Annotated in this window: 13 protein-coding genes; 7 read left to right on the top strand and 6 right to left on the bottom strand. The window is 71.4% G+C overall.

Annotated features, from left to right (window positions below):
* Nucleotides 1-149 precede the first annotated feature (149 nt).
* Complete coding sequence (locus ACFWP5_RS10550) at nt 150-1,676, bottom strand: S1C family serine protease (RefSeq protein WP_384153394.1); 1,527 nt, start codon at nt 1,674-1,676, stop codon at nt 150-152.
* A gap of 283 nt (nt 1,677-1,959) precedes the next feature.
* On the opposite strand from ACFWP5_RS10550, the gene ACFWP5_RS10555 reads away from it, so the two are divergent.
* From ACFWP5_RS10555 to ACFWP5_RS10565, 3 genes are all read left to right on the top strand, one after another.
* A complete protein-coding gene (locus ACFWP5_RS10555; RefSeq protein ID WP_384153397.1) occupies nt 1,960-2,793 on the top strand; it encodes a glycerophosphodiester phosphodiesterase in 834 nt (277 codons plus the stop codon).
* Between the two features lie 230 nt (nt 2,794-3,023).
* Nucleotides 3,024-3,584, top strand: coding sequence for an ATP-binding protein (locus ACFWP5_RS10560; RefSeq protein WP_384153400.1), 561 nt, complete (start codon nt 3,024-3,026; stop codon nt 3,582-3,584).
* Nucleotides 3,585-3,701: 117 nt separating this feature from the next.
* A complete protein-coding gene (locus ACFWP5_RS10565) occupies nt 3,702-4,667 on the top strand; it encodes a DUF5926 family protein (RefSeq protein ID WP_384153403.1) in 966 nt (321 codons plus the stop codon).
* 244 nt (nt 4,668-4,911) lie between these two features.
* On the opposite strand, the gene ACFWP5_RS10570 is transcribed toward ACFWP5_RS10565, so the two are convergent.
* Together ACFWP5_RS10570 and ACFWP5_RS10575 are read right to left on the bottom strand one after the other, a co-directional pair.
* Nucleotides 4,912-5,469: a hypothetical protein gene (locus ACFWP5_RS10570; RefSeq protein WP_384153406.1), complete on the bottom strand. Its 558-nt coding sequence runs from the start codon at nt 5,467-5,469 to the stop codon at nt 4,912-4,914.
* Nucleotides 5,470-5,525: 56 nt separating this feature from the next.
* Nucleotides 5,526-6,191: a bifunctional DNA primase/polymerase gene (locus tag ACFWP5_RS10575; RefSeq protein ID WP_262060858.1), complete on the bottom strand. Its 666-nt coding sequence runs from the start codon at nt 6,189-6,191 to the stop codon at nt 5,526-5,528.
* Between the two features lie 461 nt (nt 6,192-6,652).
* Between ACFWP5_RS10575 and ACFWP5_RS10580 the strand changes: the two genes are divergently transcribed.
* The 4 genes from ACFWP5_RS10580 (at nt 6,653) to ACFWP5_RS10595 (ending at nt 12,672) form a co-directional block, all read left to right on the top strand.
* Entirely contained in the window at nt 6,653-8,206 is a 1,554-nt protein-coding gene (locus tag ACFWP5_RS10580) for a PP2C family protein-serine/threonine phosphatase (RefSeq protein WP_384153592.1), read from the top strand.
* Between the two features lie 93 nt (nt 8,207-8,299).
* Nucleotides 8,300-9,766: an aminopeptidase P family protein gene (locus ACFWP5_RS10585; RefSeq protein WP_384153411.1), complete on the top strand. Its 1,467-nt coding sequence runs from the start codon at nt 8,300-8,302 to the stop codon at nt 9,764-9,766.
* Between the two features lie 130 nt (nt 9,767-9,896).
* Nucleotides 9,897-11,294 carry a PLP-dependent aminotransferase family protein gene (locus tag ACFWP5_RS10590; RefSeq protein WP_384153414.1) on the top strand — a complete coding sequence of 466 codons (1,398 nt, stop codon included), beginning with the start codon at nt 9,897-9,899 and terminating at the stop codon, nt 11,292-11,294.
* A 121-nt stretch (nt 11,295-11,415) separates the two neighbouring features.
* Nucleotides 11,416-12,672 carry an MFS transporter gene (locus ACFWP5_RS10595; RefSeq protein WP_384153417.1) on the top strand — a complete coding sequence of 419 codons (1,257 nt, stop codon included), beginning with the start codon at nt 11,416-11,418 and terminating at the stop codon, nt 12,670-12,672.
* A 110-nt stretch (nt 12,673-12,782) separates the two neighbouring features.
* Here the strand turns inward: ACFWP5_RS10595 and ACFWP5_RS10600 are convergent, their stop codons facing one another.
* The 3 genes from ACFWP5_RS10600 to ACFWP5_RS10610 form a co-directional block, all read right to left on the bottom strand.
* On the bottom strand, nt 12,783-13,616 hold the full coding sequence (locus ACFWP5_RS10600) for a triphosphoribosyl-dephospho-CoA synthase (protein ID WP_384153420.1): 834 nt from the start codon (nt 13,614-13,616) through the stop codon (nt 12,783-12,785).
* A 9-nt stretch (nt 13,617-13,625) separates the two neighbouring features.
* Nucleotides 13,626-14,567 carry an intradiol ring-cleavage dioxygenase gene (locus tag ACFWP5_RS10605; RefSeq protein ID WP_384153423.1) on the bottom strand — a complete coding sequence of 314 codons (942 nt, stop codon included), beginning with the start codon at nt 14,565-14,567 and terminating at the stop codon, nt 13,626-13,628.
* 108 nt (nt 14,568-14,675) lie between these two features.
* Nucleotides 14,676-15,122 (bottom strand): ATP-binding protein, encoded by a 447-nt coding sequence (locus tag ACFWP5_RS10610; RefSeq protein WP_384153426.1) that lies wholly within the window; start codon nt 15,120-15,122, stop codon nt 14,676-14,678.
* Nucleotides 15,123-15,357 lie beyond the last annotated feature (235 nt).

A 15,357-nucleotide genomic window follows, 5' to 3' on the forward strand; every position in this document is an offset into this window, starting at 1 on the left:
TGTGTGGTTTATTGGGGCGCCCCCGGGGGGGGGGGGGGTCAAACCCCCCCCCCCCCAACCCCCCCCCCCCCAAACCCCGGGCCCCAAAACCTTGGGGGCGGGCAATGCAAACCCTCCCCCGCCCCGCCGGTCGATCGCCTGGCGCTACGTCAGCTGTCGCCGACCCTCGACCCGAGGGTCAGGTCGGTCGTGTGCTCCGAGCCGCCGCGCTTGTACGTGATCTTGACCTTGTCGCCCGGCTTGTGGGTCCAGATCTCGCCGATGAGGGTCGGGCCGCTGTCGATCACCGAGTCGTCGAGCTTGGTGATGACGTCGCCCGCCTTGAGACCCGCCTTGGCCGCCGGGCCGCCGGCCTCCACCGAGGAGGAGCCGCTGACGCCCTCGGCGGTGATCGTGGCGCCCGCGGTGCTGTCCTCCAGGGAGACGGAGGCGCCGATCTTGGCGTACACCGGCTTGCCGGTCTTGATCAGCTGCTGGGCGACGTACTTCGCCTGGTTGATCGGGATGGCGAAGCCCAGGCCGATCGAACCGGACTGGCTGGTGCTGCCGAGGCCGCCGCTGCTGGTCGACTGGATCGCCGAGTTGATGCCGATGACCGAGCCCTGCGCGTCGAGCAGCGGGCCGCCCGAGTTGCCGGGGTTGATCGAGGCGTCGGTCTGCAGGGCGCTCATGTAGGACGCCTTGCTGGTGGAGCTGCCGTCGCTGGAGGCCACCGGGCGGTTCTTGGCGCTGATGATGCCCGTGGTCACCGTGTTGGACAGGCCGAAGGGGGCGCCGATCGCGATCGTCTCGTCGCCGACGGCCACCTTGTCCGAGTCGCCGAGGGCGAGCGGCTTCAGGTTGCTGGGGGCGTTCTTGAGCTTGATGACCGCGACGTCGTAGCCCTGGGCGTGGCCGACGATCTCGGCGTCGTACTTCTTGCCGTCCGGGAAGGTCGCCGTGAGCTTGCCGCCGTCGACCGCGTCGGCGACGACGTGGTTGTTGGTGACGATGTGGCCCTGGGTGTCGAACACGAAGCCCGTGCCGGTGCCGCCCGCGCCGCTGGTGCTCTCGGCCTCGATGGTGACCGTGCTGGGCAGGGACTTGGCGGCGACTCCCGCGATGGTGCCGGCGGCGCGCTTCACGGCGGCGCCGCCGGTGTTGGAGGAGACGGTGGTGGAGTTGTTGTTGTCGTCGTTGTCCTTGGCCAGGGTGTAGCCGATGCCACCGCCCAGGCCGCCGGCGACCAGCGCGGCGATCAGCACCGCGGCGATCAGGCCGCCGCGTCCGCCGCCGGGCTTCTTGGGCGCGGGCTGCTGGTACTGGGTGCCCCAGCCGCCGCCCGCACCGGCGCCGTCACCTCCATAGCCGTCGCCCCCGTATCCGCCGACGCCCTCGCCGCCGTACGCGCCCGCGCCCGTGCCGCTGTCGGCGTACGACGGGGTGGCGGGCGGCGGGGGCGGCCAGGCGGCGTCGGGAGCCGATCCCGTGCCCTGCGGGGGCGCGGCGGCGTACGCCGGCGCGGGGCCGGCGTGCAGCGTGTCCTGCGGGGCGCCCGGAGGCACCGGCGGGAGCTGCGTCGTGGCCGCGCCCCCTTCGGGCGCGGCCGCCTGCGGGGAAGCTGCGGGAGATTCCACCGGCACAGGAGGTGCAGACGGGGCCGGGGGTACCTCAGTGCCCTCGTTCTCGGTGCTCACAGCTCTTCTCCTCGGTCCACGGCTGTTGTTCTCGGAAGCATGCGGTCACACTCGTTCACGCTTGTCGATGGGTCGGGCGCGAAACAGCTGTGCATGTGCTTTTGTATGCCGTCAGCTTTTCCCACCGGCCGTCAGAGCACCATAAGCGGTGCCTGTGGGTTGATGGCGAACCTTTATAAGGGACCTGTCGGGCTAAAACGACATACTCCCTACGAGCCGTTCGCGACCCTTCCTACGACCCTTCGGTTCCACGCCTTCCCCGTCTCGGTGGCACCATGACGCGGTGACCCTCGCACGGCAGCACCGGATCCAAGTCGTCGCCCACCGCGGAGCCTCCGAAGAGGCCCCCGAGCACACCCTTGCCGCCTACAGGAAGGCGATCGAGGACGGTGCGGACGCCCTCGAATGCGATGTACGGCTGACCGCCGACGGCCATCTCGTCTGTGTCCACGACCGCCGTGTCAACCGGACGTCGAACGGGCGCGGGGCGGTCTCGGCGCTGGAGCTCGCCGATCTGGCCGCACTCGACTTCGGGTCCTGGAAGGGCCGCGACTCCTGGAAGACGCGGGACGAGGAGCCGGACTGGGAGCACCTTCCGGAGGACCGGGAGGACACTTCCGTGCTCACCCTGGAGCGGCTGCTGGAACTCGTCGCAGACGCGGGCCGGCGCGTGGAGTTGGCCATCGAGACGAAGCATCCGACGCGCTGGGCGGGTCAGGTCGAGGAACGGCTGCTGGTGCTCCTGAAGCGCTTCGGCCTGGACGCCCCGGCCTCCGCCGCCGACTCCCCGGTACGGGTCATGAGTTTCTCGGCGCGCTCGCTGCACCGGGTGCGGGCGGCCTCCCCGACGCTGCCGACGGTCTACCTGCTGCAGTTCCTCTCGCCCCGCCTGAGGGACGGTCGACTTCCGGCCGGTGTCCGGATCGCAGGCCCCTCGATCCGGATCGTGCGTAATCACCCTGCGTACATCGAGCGGCTGAAAAGCGCCGGTCACCAGGTGCACGTGTGGACCGTCAACGAGCCCGAGGACGTCGATCTCTGCGTTGACCTGGGCATTGACGCCATCATCACCAACCGGCCGGGGGCCGTTCTGAGCCAGCTCGGCCGCGAACATTAAAGAACCTCATAAAGACCGCCAAACACCCCTTGACCCGGCCACCTCACCTGCACCATCCTCCGAACCCGGCCACACCGTCGAAAACAAGCCACTCGATTACAGGGAGTGCACCGGCGCGTTCGGTCCGTGTTCGATCGTTGCGAATGCGTCACTGAACGTGGATTGGCCGGTTTCCGGTACAGGCCAATGGGGCATCCACACCGTGGCGTGGGGCGAAGGAGGTCTCGGGGGTGGCGTTGGTGGTGGCACAGGAGGTGCCCACGTCGTCGAGCATGGCCGTGTCCCATGGCCCTGCGGGCGTGGGGGAAGCAAGACATCGCATGCGCGATCAGCTGCGCACGAGCGGTGTGTCGGAGGCGGTCATCGACGATGCCGTACTGATCCTTTCCGAACTTCTGAGCAATGCGTGCAAGCACGGCCGGCCCCTGGGCGACGCCCTGGCCGGTGACGGTGACGTTCGGTGCGCCTGGCGCGTGGACACGGGCGGACGGCTCACGGTCGAGGTGACGGACGGCGGCGGCCCGACCCGCCCGGCTCCGGCCACCCCGTCGGTGACGGCGCGCGGCGGACGCGGGCTGAACATCGTCACGGCACTGGCCGACGACTGGGGCGTACGCGACGACACCCGGGGCGAGGTCACGGTGTGGGTCATCGTGCAGGACGACGTCCATGATCCGGATGCCGGGCACCGACGCGACGATTTCGCTACGCGCGTCACCGCCCCGAAGATCTCCGCGGTCGCCGCGATACCCCGGCTGGAGTTCGCGGACGCGTTCGACGACCTGGACTGATCCGCCGGTCGGCCGCCGTCCACACCCGCCGGGTTGTCCACAGGCTCCCGTCGGTCATGGCGTGAACGGCTAGGCTCCCGCCCGTACGAGACGAGCCGTAACCGGGAGACACCCACGATGGCCAAGAAGCGACCCCAGACCACGGCCAAGCGGCCGCAGCTCAGCGACAGCGAGGTCCCGGTCGTCGGTGCCCGCGAGCCCTGCCCCTGCGGCAGCGGCCGCCGCTACAAGGCCTGCCACGGACGCGCCGCCGCCCACGCGGTGACCGAGCTGGTGCAGCGCCCCTTCGAGGGGCTGCCCGGCGAGGGCGACTGGGTGGCACTGCGCGAGCTGGTGCCCGCGGCCACGGTCGCCCTGCCCCTGAAGGGCGGTCTCCCCGAGGGAGTCCCGTCGGTCACGCTCGCCACGGTGCTGCCGATGGCCTGGCCGGCCCTGCGCCGGGACGACGGCTCGGTCCTGCTCGGCCTGCAGAACGACACGGCCTCCGGCGACATCAGCCGCGACCTCGCCGACACCCTCCAGCGCGCGCTGGTCGCCGACCCGGGCACTCCGGTGCAGGCCCGCCGCGCCCCGGCCGACGGTCCGCGACTGCAGGATCTGCTCGACCCGGAAGGCACGTTCGAGCCAGTTGTGCACCCGGGCTTCGAATTCTGGGTCCCGGAGGCGGAGAGCGCGGCGCCGGAGGTGACCGCCTCCCTGGAGCGCGCCAACGCCGCCGCCATCCCGACCGTGAAGCTCCAGGGCGTGGACGCCGCGTACTGGTGCGAGACCCCGGACAAGAACCATCTGCGCTGGGTCATGCCGTACCCGGAGGAGCAGCTTCTGGACGGTCTCGCCCGGCTGCACGCCGCGGGCCGCTCCGGTCTCGGCGAGGGCACCCGTCTCGTGGGGTCCTTCCGTGCTCACGGGCTGACCGTGCCCGTCTGGGACCTGCCGAGCGGGCTCGGTGCGGACGACATCGAGAAGCCGGCCGCCGAGTTCGCCGAGCGCCTCACCGCCGCTCTGGCCACGGAGGCACCGCTCACCGCGGACGAGCGCCGCGCGCGGGGCGGTCTCACCAACCGGCAGGTCACGCTGAGCTGACACCCGGAATGGGGCAGGGGTTCGACTGACCGACCGTTCAGTCGCAACAGGCCTGTTCACTCGGGTGACTCCTGTCACAACTCCCCGTTGTGAAAGGGAAGTCGGTGTCCGAATAGCCGAGATCGAATTTGCGAACCGCCGATCTCTTGTTACCGTTCGAGTAGCCCGGTTGCTGGTGCATCCCCCGTCGCCAGCAACCGGGTCTTTTCATGCCCGGCCCGCGTGTACGGAACGATGTCGTCCGTCAACTCGCCGTAGGCGCCGATGAGTTGCTCCCCGATCGCAGCAACAGCGGCCCGCTCCCGCTCCGCCCGGCGAACTCCGCTACGGCCGTGTAGGCCGCCAGATCGCCCCGGGTCCGCTCCCGGGGTGTCTCGCACAGCGCGGGCTCGTCCTCGGCCGCCACGACGCAGTGCATCTGCACGGTGCGGTCCGCCGGACCCATGAGGCTCAGCACCGAATCCAGGTCGTCGCCGGTCGCGTTCCGGTAGTAGGTACGCGCCCAGGTGTCCTCACCCTGCGTCATGACACAGGTCTGCGCCTCGATGCCGTCGGGGGAGGAGAGTTCGGGTCCGCAGCGCGCCGCCGTCGCCAGCCCCAGGCCGAGTGTCAGCGGGGAGCGGGCGGGCGAGGGCGCGGCGGACGGCGCCTTGGCGTCGCCCGCGGAGGAGTCGGAGGAGTGGATCAGGGACCGTACGACTGCGTGGCCCTCGTCGCGTACGGGTCCCGCGGACGCCACGGCCAGCGGCAGCGCGACCGCGCACACCGCGACGCCCGCGAGGGCGAGCAGACGAAGGTTCATGTCACGGAAGATAACGACCAACTACAGGCGCCATGTCCCGCGCACGCCCGACACCCCTACAACTCGGGCGCGCTCACACCCGTACGAGTGAGGGCCTCGACCACGGCGTCCACCACGGCCTCGACATCGGGTACCCAGGGCGAGGACGAGCCGGGCAGTGGTGCGCGCTCCCAGCGGATCTGGCCCTGGCCGGTCTCGGAGGGGGGCAGGGCGAGGTAGCCGCCCTCGCCGTGGAAGCGGAGCGAGCCGGGGACGTGGTCCTTGGCGTAGAGCAGCTCGCCCAGCTGTTCCAGGGAGTACGGCTTGACGAGCAGCGACCAGCGGGTCGGCGCGGCGACGACCGGGCCGAGGCGCATGCCCTGGAGGTCGAGCGCGGCGAGGGCCCGGGAGGCCGCGGGGGCGGGCAGGCTGACCGCGCAGGGAGCCTTGTCGCCGGTGGCGAGGACGATCGGCGCGGCGGGTCGGTTGCCCCACCACCAGCGCACCATGCGGGCGTCGGTGGTGGCCGCGAGGAGGCCGGGGTCGAAGGGGTGTGCGCCGGGCACCGTGCACTCCGGGTCCGGACAGCCGCAGCGGGCCCGCCCTTGGGGATCCGGTGCCACGCCCGGGAGTACGGGCCATTGCCATTCTGTCGCGAAGGTCAGGGCCGCGCTGAGCATCTCAGACCTCCTGTTGTCTCGCCTGGACAGGAGCCTGCGTCGCTTTCCGAGGATCTCGCGCATGAGCGCTCGTTCCTTTCCGTTGCACCGCTGGCAACACCGAGGACCACATCACATCATGTGTCGATCACTTCACTGTGCGTACCTGTTGGCGCATCACACCCCTGCCTTCGGCAGGGGGAACCCGTGCGTGCAGGAAAAGCATGGGCGTGGCGATGGGGGTGGCGAAGTCTGGCGTTTTGCTGTCCCGCGTAGTTCTCTCCGCCTCCGCCACGGGAGGATGGGGCACGATCGTCGGTGGTTAAGACGCCCGGGTCCCTCACCAGGTTCCGGGTGGCCCCCAGCCACCCCTGGCCTTCTCCGAGTACGTACCCATCACGACCGCTGTGACGCTCCGTCGAGCAAGCCCAGTCGACCGCAATGGACCGTCCCCTGATGCAGTTTTAGGCCAACTTTGCCAATCCGCAAGAGGAGAGCGAAATCGCCCCGGTAAACCCATGGACACCAGGAATCCCGGCAGGACAATGCTGGACATCCCCTCACGAGTGCGTGTACATGTGGAGACACTGCCAGCGGCGCAGAATGACATGGGGGTTTGCGATGCTTTTGAGCAATACGCACCGGTCGGAAAGCCGGACGCCATGACCGCCCCGCACCCTTCGAAAGTGGCTGGAATCGATTCAACGGTTCCCTCGCCCGCACACACTGTCGCGCCCGCGCCTGCCGCCACCGGTACCCCTCCGGCCCCCTCTTCGAACACGCAGAACACGCCAGATACCGCTCCGAACGCGCCAAGTGCCCTGCTCCAGGACCGTCTGGCCGGCTGGGTCTCCGATCTCACGACCCTCCATGAACTCACGGAGCGACTGGCACGCACGGACGCACTCGACGAAGCGCTCCAGGAGCTGCTGCGCGCCGGAGCCGCCCTGGTGGGCGCCCGCCGCGGACTCGTCGTCCTGGAACCCGGCGACGGACTCGGCCCCGACACCACCATCGGCCTGGGCCTCGCCCGCTCCGACCTCGGCCACATGGAGACCGTCCCGCGCGGGGCGATGTCCTACGGCCAGATTCTCGACGGACCGGTCGGCGCTCCCGGCGGCGAGGGCGGCGAGATCGTCCACCCCGACCTGTTCGCCGAGGACGCCCTCGACCCGCGCCACCGCGAGGTCGCCGTACGCCTCGGCTACGCGGCCAGTTACGCGCTGCCCCTGGCGACCGACGCGGCCGGGCGCCTGGGCGCCGCCGTGTGGCTGTACGACGAGCCCGCCGAGCCGGTCGAGCGGCAGCGCCATCTCGTCGGCCTGTACGCCCGGTACGCCACCGAGCACCTGGCCCGGGTCCTCGAAGTCGAGCGCACGCGCGCGTGCATGACGACCATCCGCGAGGAGCTGCTGCCGTCCCGGCTCCCCCGCGTGGCCGGTGTGCAGCTCGCCGCGCTGCACCGCACGGGTCCGCGCGGCGGCGGCGACTGGTACGACGCGCTGCCGCTGCCCGACGCCGCGCTCGGCCTCGCGGTCGGCTCGGTGACCGGCTCCGGGCCGAGCGCGATCGCCGCGATGGGCCGGCTCCGCGCGTCCCTGCGGGCGTACGCGGTGATGGAGGGCGAGGACCCGGTCGCGGTCCTGTCCGACCTCGAACTCCTCCTCAGGCTCACCGAACCCGCCCGTTCGGCCACCGCCCTGTTCGCCTACTGCGAGCCCGCGCTGCGCAAGATCACCCTGGCCGGCGCCGGACACAGCCCGCCGCTCCTGGTCGGCGAGCGGCGCACGGAGTTCGTGGAGACCTCCGTGTCCGCGCCCCTGGGCATGCTGGCCTGCTGGGAGGCGCCGAGCGTGGAGCTGGAGGCGGAGCCCGGCGAGACGGTGCTGCTCTACACGGACGGGCTGCTGCACCGCACCGGCGACCCCATGGACCGCGCCTTCGCCCGCCTCCACGCGGCGGCGGCGAGCGTCCCCAAGGCACTGCGCGACGACCCGGCCGCGATCGCCGACCACGTCCTGCGGACCGTGCTGCCGGACGGCCTCGACACGGCCGACAGCGACGAGGACGTCGTCCTGCTGGCGGCTCGCTTCGAGTAGTCGCCGGGAAGCCATGTGTAACAGGCCATACGGCCCTGGACCCCCTTCCGTACGACCGTACGATGGACGGGGTCCAGTGCCGTATCTAGGAGGATGACCGTGGCCGACGAGCTCACCCCGGAGACCCCGGAAGATGAGTCTGAGGAGCCGATCAAGAAGCGGAAGAACGGCCTGTACCCGGGCGTGTCCGACGAACTGGCAGACAGCATGAAGTCCGGCTGGGCCGACACCGAGCTGCACGATCTGCGGCCGGTCGAGCAGGCCGAGCACACCGCCCGCCGCCGTGCCGCGCTCTCCGCGCGCTTCCCGGGCGAGCGCCTGGTGATCCCCGCGGGCAACCTCAAGACCCGCTCGAACGACACCGAGTACCCCTTCCGGGCGTCGGTCGAGTACGCGTACCTGACGGGCAACCTCACCGAGGACGGCGTCCTCGTCCTGGAGCCCACCATCGAGGGCCACAAGGCGACGATCTACCTCCTGCCGCGCTCCGACCGCGAGAACGGCGAGTTCTGGCTCTCCGGCCAGGGCGAGCTGTGGGTCGGCCGCCGCCACTCCCTCACCGAGGCCGGGAAGCTCTACGGCATCCCCGCCTCCGACGTCCGCGAACTGGCCGACGCCCTGCGGGAAGCCACCGGCCCCGTCCGCGTCGTCCGGAGCTACGACGCCGGCATCGAGGCCGCGCTGACCGACAAGGTCACCGCCGAGCGCGACGAGGAACTGCGGGTCTTCCTCTCCGAGGCACGCCTGGTCAAGGACGAGTTCGAGGTCGGCGAGCTGCAGAAGGCCGTCGACTCGACGGTCCGCGGCTTCGAGGACGTGGTCAGGGTCCTCGACAAGGCCGAGGCCACGAGCGAGCGCTACATCGAGGGCACGTTCTTCCTCCGCGCGCGCGTGGAGGGCAACGACATCGGCTACGGCTCGATCTGCGCCGCGGGCCCGCACGCCACCACCCTGCACTGGGTGCGCAACGACGGCCCGGTCCGCTCCGGCGACCTGCTCCTCCTGGACGCCGGCGTCGAGACGCACACCCTGTACACCGCCGACGTCACCCGCACGCTGCCGGTCAACGGCCGCTTCAGCGAGATCCAGAAGCAGGTCTACGACGCCGTGTACGAGGCCCAGGAGGCCGGTATCGCGGCGGTGCAGCCGGGCGGCAAGTACCGCGACTTCCACGACGCGGCGCAGCGCGTGCTGGCCGAGAAGATCGTCGAGTGGGGTCTTGTCGAGGGCCCCGTGGAGCGCGTCCTGGAGCTGGGCCTCCAGCGCCGGTGGACGCTGCACGGCACGGGTCACATGCTCGGCATGGACGTCCACGACTGCGCCGCCGCGCGGACCGAGACGTACGTCGAGGGCACCCTGGAGCCCGGCATGGTCCTCACGGTGGAGCCCGGCCTGTACTTCCAGGCCGACGACCTCACCGTCCCCGAGGAGTACCGCGGCATCGGCGTCCGTATCGAGGACGACATCCTCGTCACCGAGGACGGCAACCGGAACCTGTCCGACGGCCTGCCCCGCACCTCGGCCGAGGTCGAGAGCTGGATGGCGTCCCTCAAGGGCTGACAGTCGACGGCTGACGGCTGATACAAGACTGATGGCCGGGCACACATGCGGTGCCCGGCCATTCGTGTGCCGATCGTGTGCCTAGGGGGAGGGCTTTTTTCATGAACGCGCCTAGGGGGAGGGCTTTTTCGTGAACGACTTCTGGTCCGGCGTCGGGGTCGACCTGCATCTGGAACCCGACCCCGAGGGAGGCCGCCGGGTCGGTCTCGAACGCGCGCTCCGGGACGCCGTACGGGACGGCCGGCTCGCCCCGGGGACCCGTCTCCCCGCCACCCGACGCCTCGCGACCGAACTGGGCGTCTCCCGGGGCACCGCGAAGGCGGCCTACGACCAGCTCGTCGCCGAGGGCTATCTGACCGCGCGCCAGGGCTCGGGCACCCAGGTCGCGCTGCTGCCCTCCGTCGACGCGGAGGCCCCGGGCGCGGCGGCACGCGCGCGTGTACCCCGTTTCGACCTACGGCCCGGCAGCCCCGACGTCGGCGCGTTCCCGGCGGCGGCCTGGCTGCGCTCGCTGCGCCGCGCCATCGCGACGGCACCCTCCTTGGCGTACGACTACGGCGATCCGCGCGGCCGTATCGAACTGCGCACCGCGCTGTCGGGGTACCTGGGGCGGGCGCGCGGGGTGATCGCGCCGCCGGAGCGGATCGTGATCACCTCCGGGTACGTGCAGGGACTCGCGCTCCTCACGCGCGTGCTGGACGCGGCGGCGGGCCGTGGTGTCGCCGATGTCGCCATGGAGGACCCGGGGCTGCCGTTCCACCGGGAGGTGGTGCGGCACAACGGCGGGCGCGTGGTGCCCGTGCGGGTCGACGAACGGGGCGCCTGCGCCGAGGACTTGGGGGACGCGGCGGCCGTGGTGGTGACACCGGCCCACCAGTACCCGACCGGCGTCACCCTGCATCCCGAGCGCAGACGGGCGCTGACCGACTGGGCACGCGCGCGTGGCGGGCTGATCGTCGAGGACGACTACGACGGGGAGTTCCGCTACGACCGCCAGCCCGTGGGCGCGCTCCAGGGGATGGCGCCGGGGCAGGTCGTGTACCTGGGGACCGCCTCCAAGACGCTCGGGCCCGCGCTGCGGCTCGGCTGGATGGTGCTGCCGCCGCACCTGGTCGACGCGGTCGCCGACGCCAAGCTGCACAGCGACCACCACACCGAGACCATCGGCCAGTTGGCGCTCGCCGAGCTGATCGACAGCCATGCCTACGACCGTCACGTGCGCGCGTGCCGACTGCGGTACCGGCGCCGCCGCGACCAGCTCCTCGGCCGGCTGGGGGCGCACGGAAGCGTGCACGGCATCGCGGCCGGGCTGCACGCGCTGGTGGAGGTCGCCGACGAGGAGGCCGTGCTGGCGCGGGCCGAGAAGGAGGGCCTCGCGGTCGGGCGGCTCGGTGAGCACTGGCATGCGGCGGGCGAGGGCGGGGACGCCGGGCGGCCGCAGGGGCTTGTGGTGGGGTACGGGACGCCTCGGGAGCGGGTGTATCCGGAGGCGTTGGAGGTGCTGGGGCGGGTGCTGGAGGGGGCCTGAGGGGACCGGGCGGGTTTCTGGCGGGGGCCTGACGGGACCAGGCGGGCTTCCGAATTGGGCCAATGACAGAGCGACCGAGTGGGCCTTCTTACGGATCCAACCGAGCTCTACCGTCGTAGACATGACGAACTCACTCGTCCCACCCGCGGGCCCGCAACGCACCCTCGCGCTGGCCCAGTTGGCCAACTCCGTCGGCGACGGCGCCTACTACGTGACCTCGGCGCTGTACTTCACCCACGTCGTCGGGCTCGCCCCCGCGCGTGTGGGACTCGGGCTCACCCTCGCGTGGGCCGTCGGTTCGCTGGTCGGGGTGCCTCTGGGGCGGCTGGCCGACCGGCGCGGGGCGCGCGGTACGGCGGTGCTGCTGGCGCTGGCGACGGGGCTCGCGGTGGCGTCCTTCCTCGTCGTACGGGGATTCGTGCCGTTCGTGATCGCCGCGTGTGCCTACGCCTCCGCGCAGTCGGGGCTCGCGGCGGCCCGGCAGGCGCTGCTGGCGGGGCTGGTGTCCGCCGGGGAGCGGACCGGGCTGCTGGCGCATCTGCAGTCGACGCTGAACGCCGGTCTCGCGGTGGGCGCGGGCCTCGGCGGGCTCGCACTGCGGGCGGGGACGCGGTCGGCGTACCTCGGGGTGTTCGCGCTGGACGCGGTGAGTTTCCTGGTGTGCGCGGGGTTGCTGGTGCGGCTGCCGTCGGTACGGGGCGTCCAGGTGAGGAAGGCCGACGGCGGCCTCGGTGTGCTGCGGGACCGGCCGTACGTCGTCGTCACGCTGCTCAACACCGTGCTGCTGCTGCGGATGCCGTTGCTCAGCCTCGGGCTGCCGCTGTGGATCGCCGAGCAGACCGACGCGCCGACCTGGCTGGTCTCCGCGCTGTTCGTGCTCAACACCGGTGCGGTGATGGTCTTCCAGGTGCGGACGGCCCGCGGCATCACGGGACTCGCGTCGGCCACTCGCGCGGTACGGCGGTCCGGCTGGATCATGCTGGCGGCCTGCGCGGTGTTCGCGCTGTCGGCGGGCGCGTCGCCGTGGGTGGCCGTGGGGGCGCTGGTGGTCGGGGCGGTGCTCCAAGCAGCCGCCGAGATGGGGCAGTCGGCGGGTTCATGGCAACTGTCCTTCGACCTGGCCCCTGCCGACCGGGTGGGCGAGTACCAGGGCTTCTTCGGCACCGGCGTCACCGTGGCCAGGACGATGGGTCCCCTGGTGCTGACGTCCCTCCTCCTGGAGTGGGGGACGCCGGGCTGGCTGCTGCTGGGCGGGGCGACCCTGGTGGCGTCGTACGCGATGGGGCCGGCGGCGCGGAGGGCAGCCGGCGCCGGTCGTGAGGCCGATGCGGAGGGAGAGGCGGGCGAGGTGATCAGGCAGCCCGCGCCGGCGAGTTGACCGGCACCGGTCCGATCACGCCGCCCACGCCAGTGAGTGACCGGTATCGGTCCTCTTCAGGTTCAGGCGGCCCGTGCCGGTGAGTTGACCGGTATCGGTCCTCTTCAGGTTCAGGCGGCCCGTGCCGGTGAGTTGACCGGTAAAGAGTCCAGGAACAACGCGCCCGCCAGGAGCCCCGCGCTGCCGCGAGGGCTCCACGCGCGCGCGTGGAGGTCGGTGTCGAAGGCGGTCAGGGCCTCCGCGCCCGCCGCCGTCGCCGTGCCGCCCGCTTCCAGGACGCCGCGGGCCCCCGCCTGGACGTGACGCAGGCCCAACGGGCCTACGGCGTGCAGGAGTTCGGTGTCCTGGAGGGTGGACATCACCGTGAGCAGGGCGTCCAGGCGGGCCTGTGTCTCCGTCGCCCCGGCCGCGCGGGTCGTGGCGAGGATGTCCAACGCCCGCCGTACGTGCGGGAATCCGGCCTTCGCCTCGCCCCGCGCGCCGGCCGCCCCGTACTTCACCGAGATCGACGAGCCGCGCGAGGGCCTGCGCGGGGCGCGTCGGTCGGGGTGGGCGGCGATGCGCTTCGCGGTCGCGGCGACGTCCTTGGCCCCGGCGTGAGGGTCCAGGGCGGCCGCCGCGACCAACAGGCCGAGGGCCCACAGGGCGCCGCGGTGGCCGCCGCCGGCGAGCGCGACGGAGTGTTCCGTGCAGCGGCCGATCGCACCGAGTTCCGCGCGGAGCACGAGAGTTGGCTCGCCGGTGCGGCGGGCGGCGGCCGCCATCGCCGCGAGGCCGGGTGCCAGCGCCTTGGCGGACCAGCGCAGGGCGCAGTGGTCCACACGGGTCGTACGGGCGGCCAGGTCGCGCGGGTCGGGCAGCCCAGGCTTGGGAGCCAGCGCCAGTTGCCCGGTGAGCGCGTCCACAGCGGCCCGCGCCAGCGCCTCGTCCTCGCGGCTCGTCATCGTCATACCTTACGAGGAGGGGGAGGCCGAGGGGGAGGTGCTGTCGCTGGGCGGCGTACCCGTCGGGGTGCCGCTCGGAGGCGTACCGCCTCCGCCGCCGCCCGCGCCCGTGTTCTCCGCGTCCGGGTCGACGCCGAGGGTCAGCGAGCCCTTGTAGCCCTTGGACGGGTCCTTCTTGTGCACGGCCTTGAGGGTGAGCAGGCCGCTGGAGGCGCCGCCGCCGTCGTAGACCATGTCGTCCGCGAGGACGGTGTACGAGCCCGTGTGCTTGGCATACGGCTCCAGCGTGAAGATCTCCTCGGCGATGTCGTCGGCGAAGAACAGCTGGCCGGTGTAGTTGACCTTGCCGCCCTCGTAGGTGCCGTCCTCCTTCTCGCCGCCGGTGTGCACCTTGACGTGGATGTGGCAGGTGCGGGGCGTGTACCAGCCCGGGAAGATCGTCTCGAACTTGACGACCCCGTTGGCGTTGGCGACCTGGTAACCGCGCAGATAGGTCTGGTCGTTCGCGGAGTCTCCCTCCTCACTCTCCGCGGGGGCCGAGCCGCCGGGGTTGGCGGTGGTGTAGCCGGAGTAGTAGCCCCAGGCGTCGCAGTGCCAGATCTCCACGGCCGCGCCCTTGACCGGGGTGCAGCCGTCCGTGGCGTCGACCACGGTCAGGCGCAGGGTGAGCGGGACGCCCGCCTTGCCCTCGGTGATGTCCTTGCGCACCAAGGCACCGTCGAGGTAGTAGGGGCCCTCCGTGACACTCGTCATCAGCGTCATGCACTCACTGCCGGTCGAACCGGTCGCACTCGCCGAGGCTGTGGCGTCCGCGTCGGCCGTCGTGTCCGCGGTGTCCGCGAACGCCGACTGGAACCCGGCCGCCACCAGCCCGCCGGCCGCGACCGTCCCGCCGGTCACCGCGAGGGCTCGACGCCGGCTGAGGGTCTTGTCTTTGTGGTTTCCCGTCATGATCACGAAGCTAGGGACGGCCGCCGTCAAGGACGTGAGCATGCGCTGTGCGCAAGGTAAGAATGCTCAGAAAGCTGAAGTCGGCCGGAACCATGCGCCCCTTACGCGCTACACCGCCATCAGCGGCGCGTCCTTCCGCCACTTCAGGATCTTGTCGAAGCTCACCACCGCGCCGCCCACACCCGGCTTGTTGCCGATGTGGACGTGGTCGGCGAGTTCCTGGATGAGACACAGGCCGCGGCCATTCTCGGCCTCGCTCGGGGCCGGGCGGACGGACTGGGTGCGGGCGAAACCGGGTCCCGAGTCCGCGACCTCGATACGGCACGTCTCGCCGTCGAGGTACGCGGTGACCCGGTACGCCTCCGAGCGCGCGCCGTGGGCGGTGTCGCCGCCGTGCTCGACGGCGTTGGCGCACGCCTCGCTCAGGGCGACGGAGAGGTCGTAGGAGATGTCCGGGTCGACGCCCGCGGTCTCCATCGTGCCGAGAAGCAGCCGCCGCGCGAGCGGCACGCTCGCGGCCTCGCGCCTCAGATGGAGTGACCACCAGATGCTCATGCTCCAGCCTCCCGGCCGCGGCTCGACATAGTGATACCTATTGCCGCCAGTGCCCCTGTGTAAGCACGGAGTTGACGTGATGCCGCCCATATGGGGGATGTGTCCCAAACGTAATTGGTGTATCTGGAGGTAGCTCACGTCGGAGAGTGATCTTTGTGAGCTACGACACACCATGGTCCCGATGTTGCGGACCTGCCGTAGGACGGCGATAAGGCCGGTGCGATGATGAGCCCGC

Source organism: Streptomyces sp. NPDC058469, from assembly GCF_042721125.1.
Classification (GTDB): Bacteria; Actinomycetota; Actinomycetes; order Streptomycetales; family Streptomycetaceae; genus Streptomyces.

What these genes read in the sequence shown, in the direction of transcription:
- ACFWP5_RS10565 (WP_384153403.1), top strand. Translation starts at nt 3,702, where the DNA reads ATGGCCAAGAAGCGACCCCAGACCACGGCCAAGCGGCCGCAGCTCAGC.
- ACFWP5_RS10570 (WP_384153406.1), bottom strand. Translation starts at nt 5,469, where the DNA reads ATGAACCTTCGTCTGCTCGCCCTCGCGGGCGTCGCGGTGTGCGCGGTC.
- ACFWP5_RS10575 (WP_262060858.1), bottom strand. Translation starts at nt 6,191, where the DNA reads ATGCGCGAGATCCTCGGAAAGCGACGCAGGCTCCTGTCCAGGCGAGAC.
- ACFWP5_RS10580 (WP_384153592.1), top strand. Translation starts at nt 6,653, where the DNA reads ATGCTGGACATCCCCTCACGAGTGCGTGTACATGTGGAGACACTGCCA.
- ACFWP5_RS10585 (WP_384153411.1), top strand. Translation starts at nt 8,300, where the DNA reads ATGACCGTGGCCGACGAGCTCACCCCGGAGACCCCGGAAGATGAGTCT.
- ACFWP5_RS10595 (WP_384153417.1), top strand. Translation starts at nt 11,416, where the DNA reads ATGACGAACTCACTCGTCCCACCCGCGGGCCCGCAACGCACCCTCGCG.
- ACFWP5_RS10600 (WP_384153420.1), bottom strand. Translation starts at nt 13,616, where the DNA reads ATGACGAGCCGCGAGGACGAGGCGCTGGCGCGGGCCGCTGTGGACGCG.
- ACFWP5_RS10605 (WP_384153423.1), bottom strand. Translation starts at nt 14,567, where the DNA reads ATGACGGGAAACCACAAAGACAAGACCCTCAGCCGGCGTCGAGCCCTC.
- ACFWP5_RS10610 (WP_384153426.1), bottom strand. Translation starts at nt 15,122, where the DNA reads ATGAGCATCTGGTGGTCACTCCATCTGAGGCGCGAGGCCGCGAGCGTG.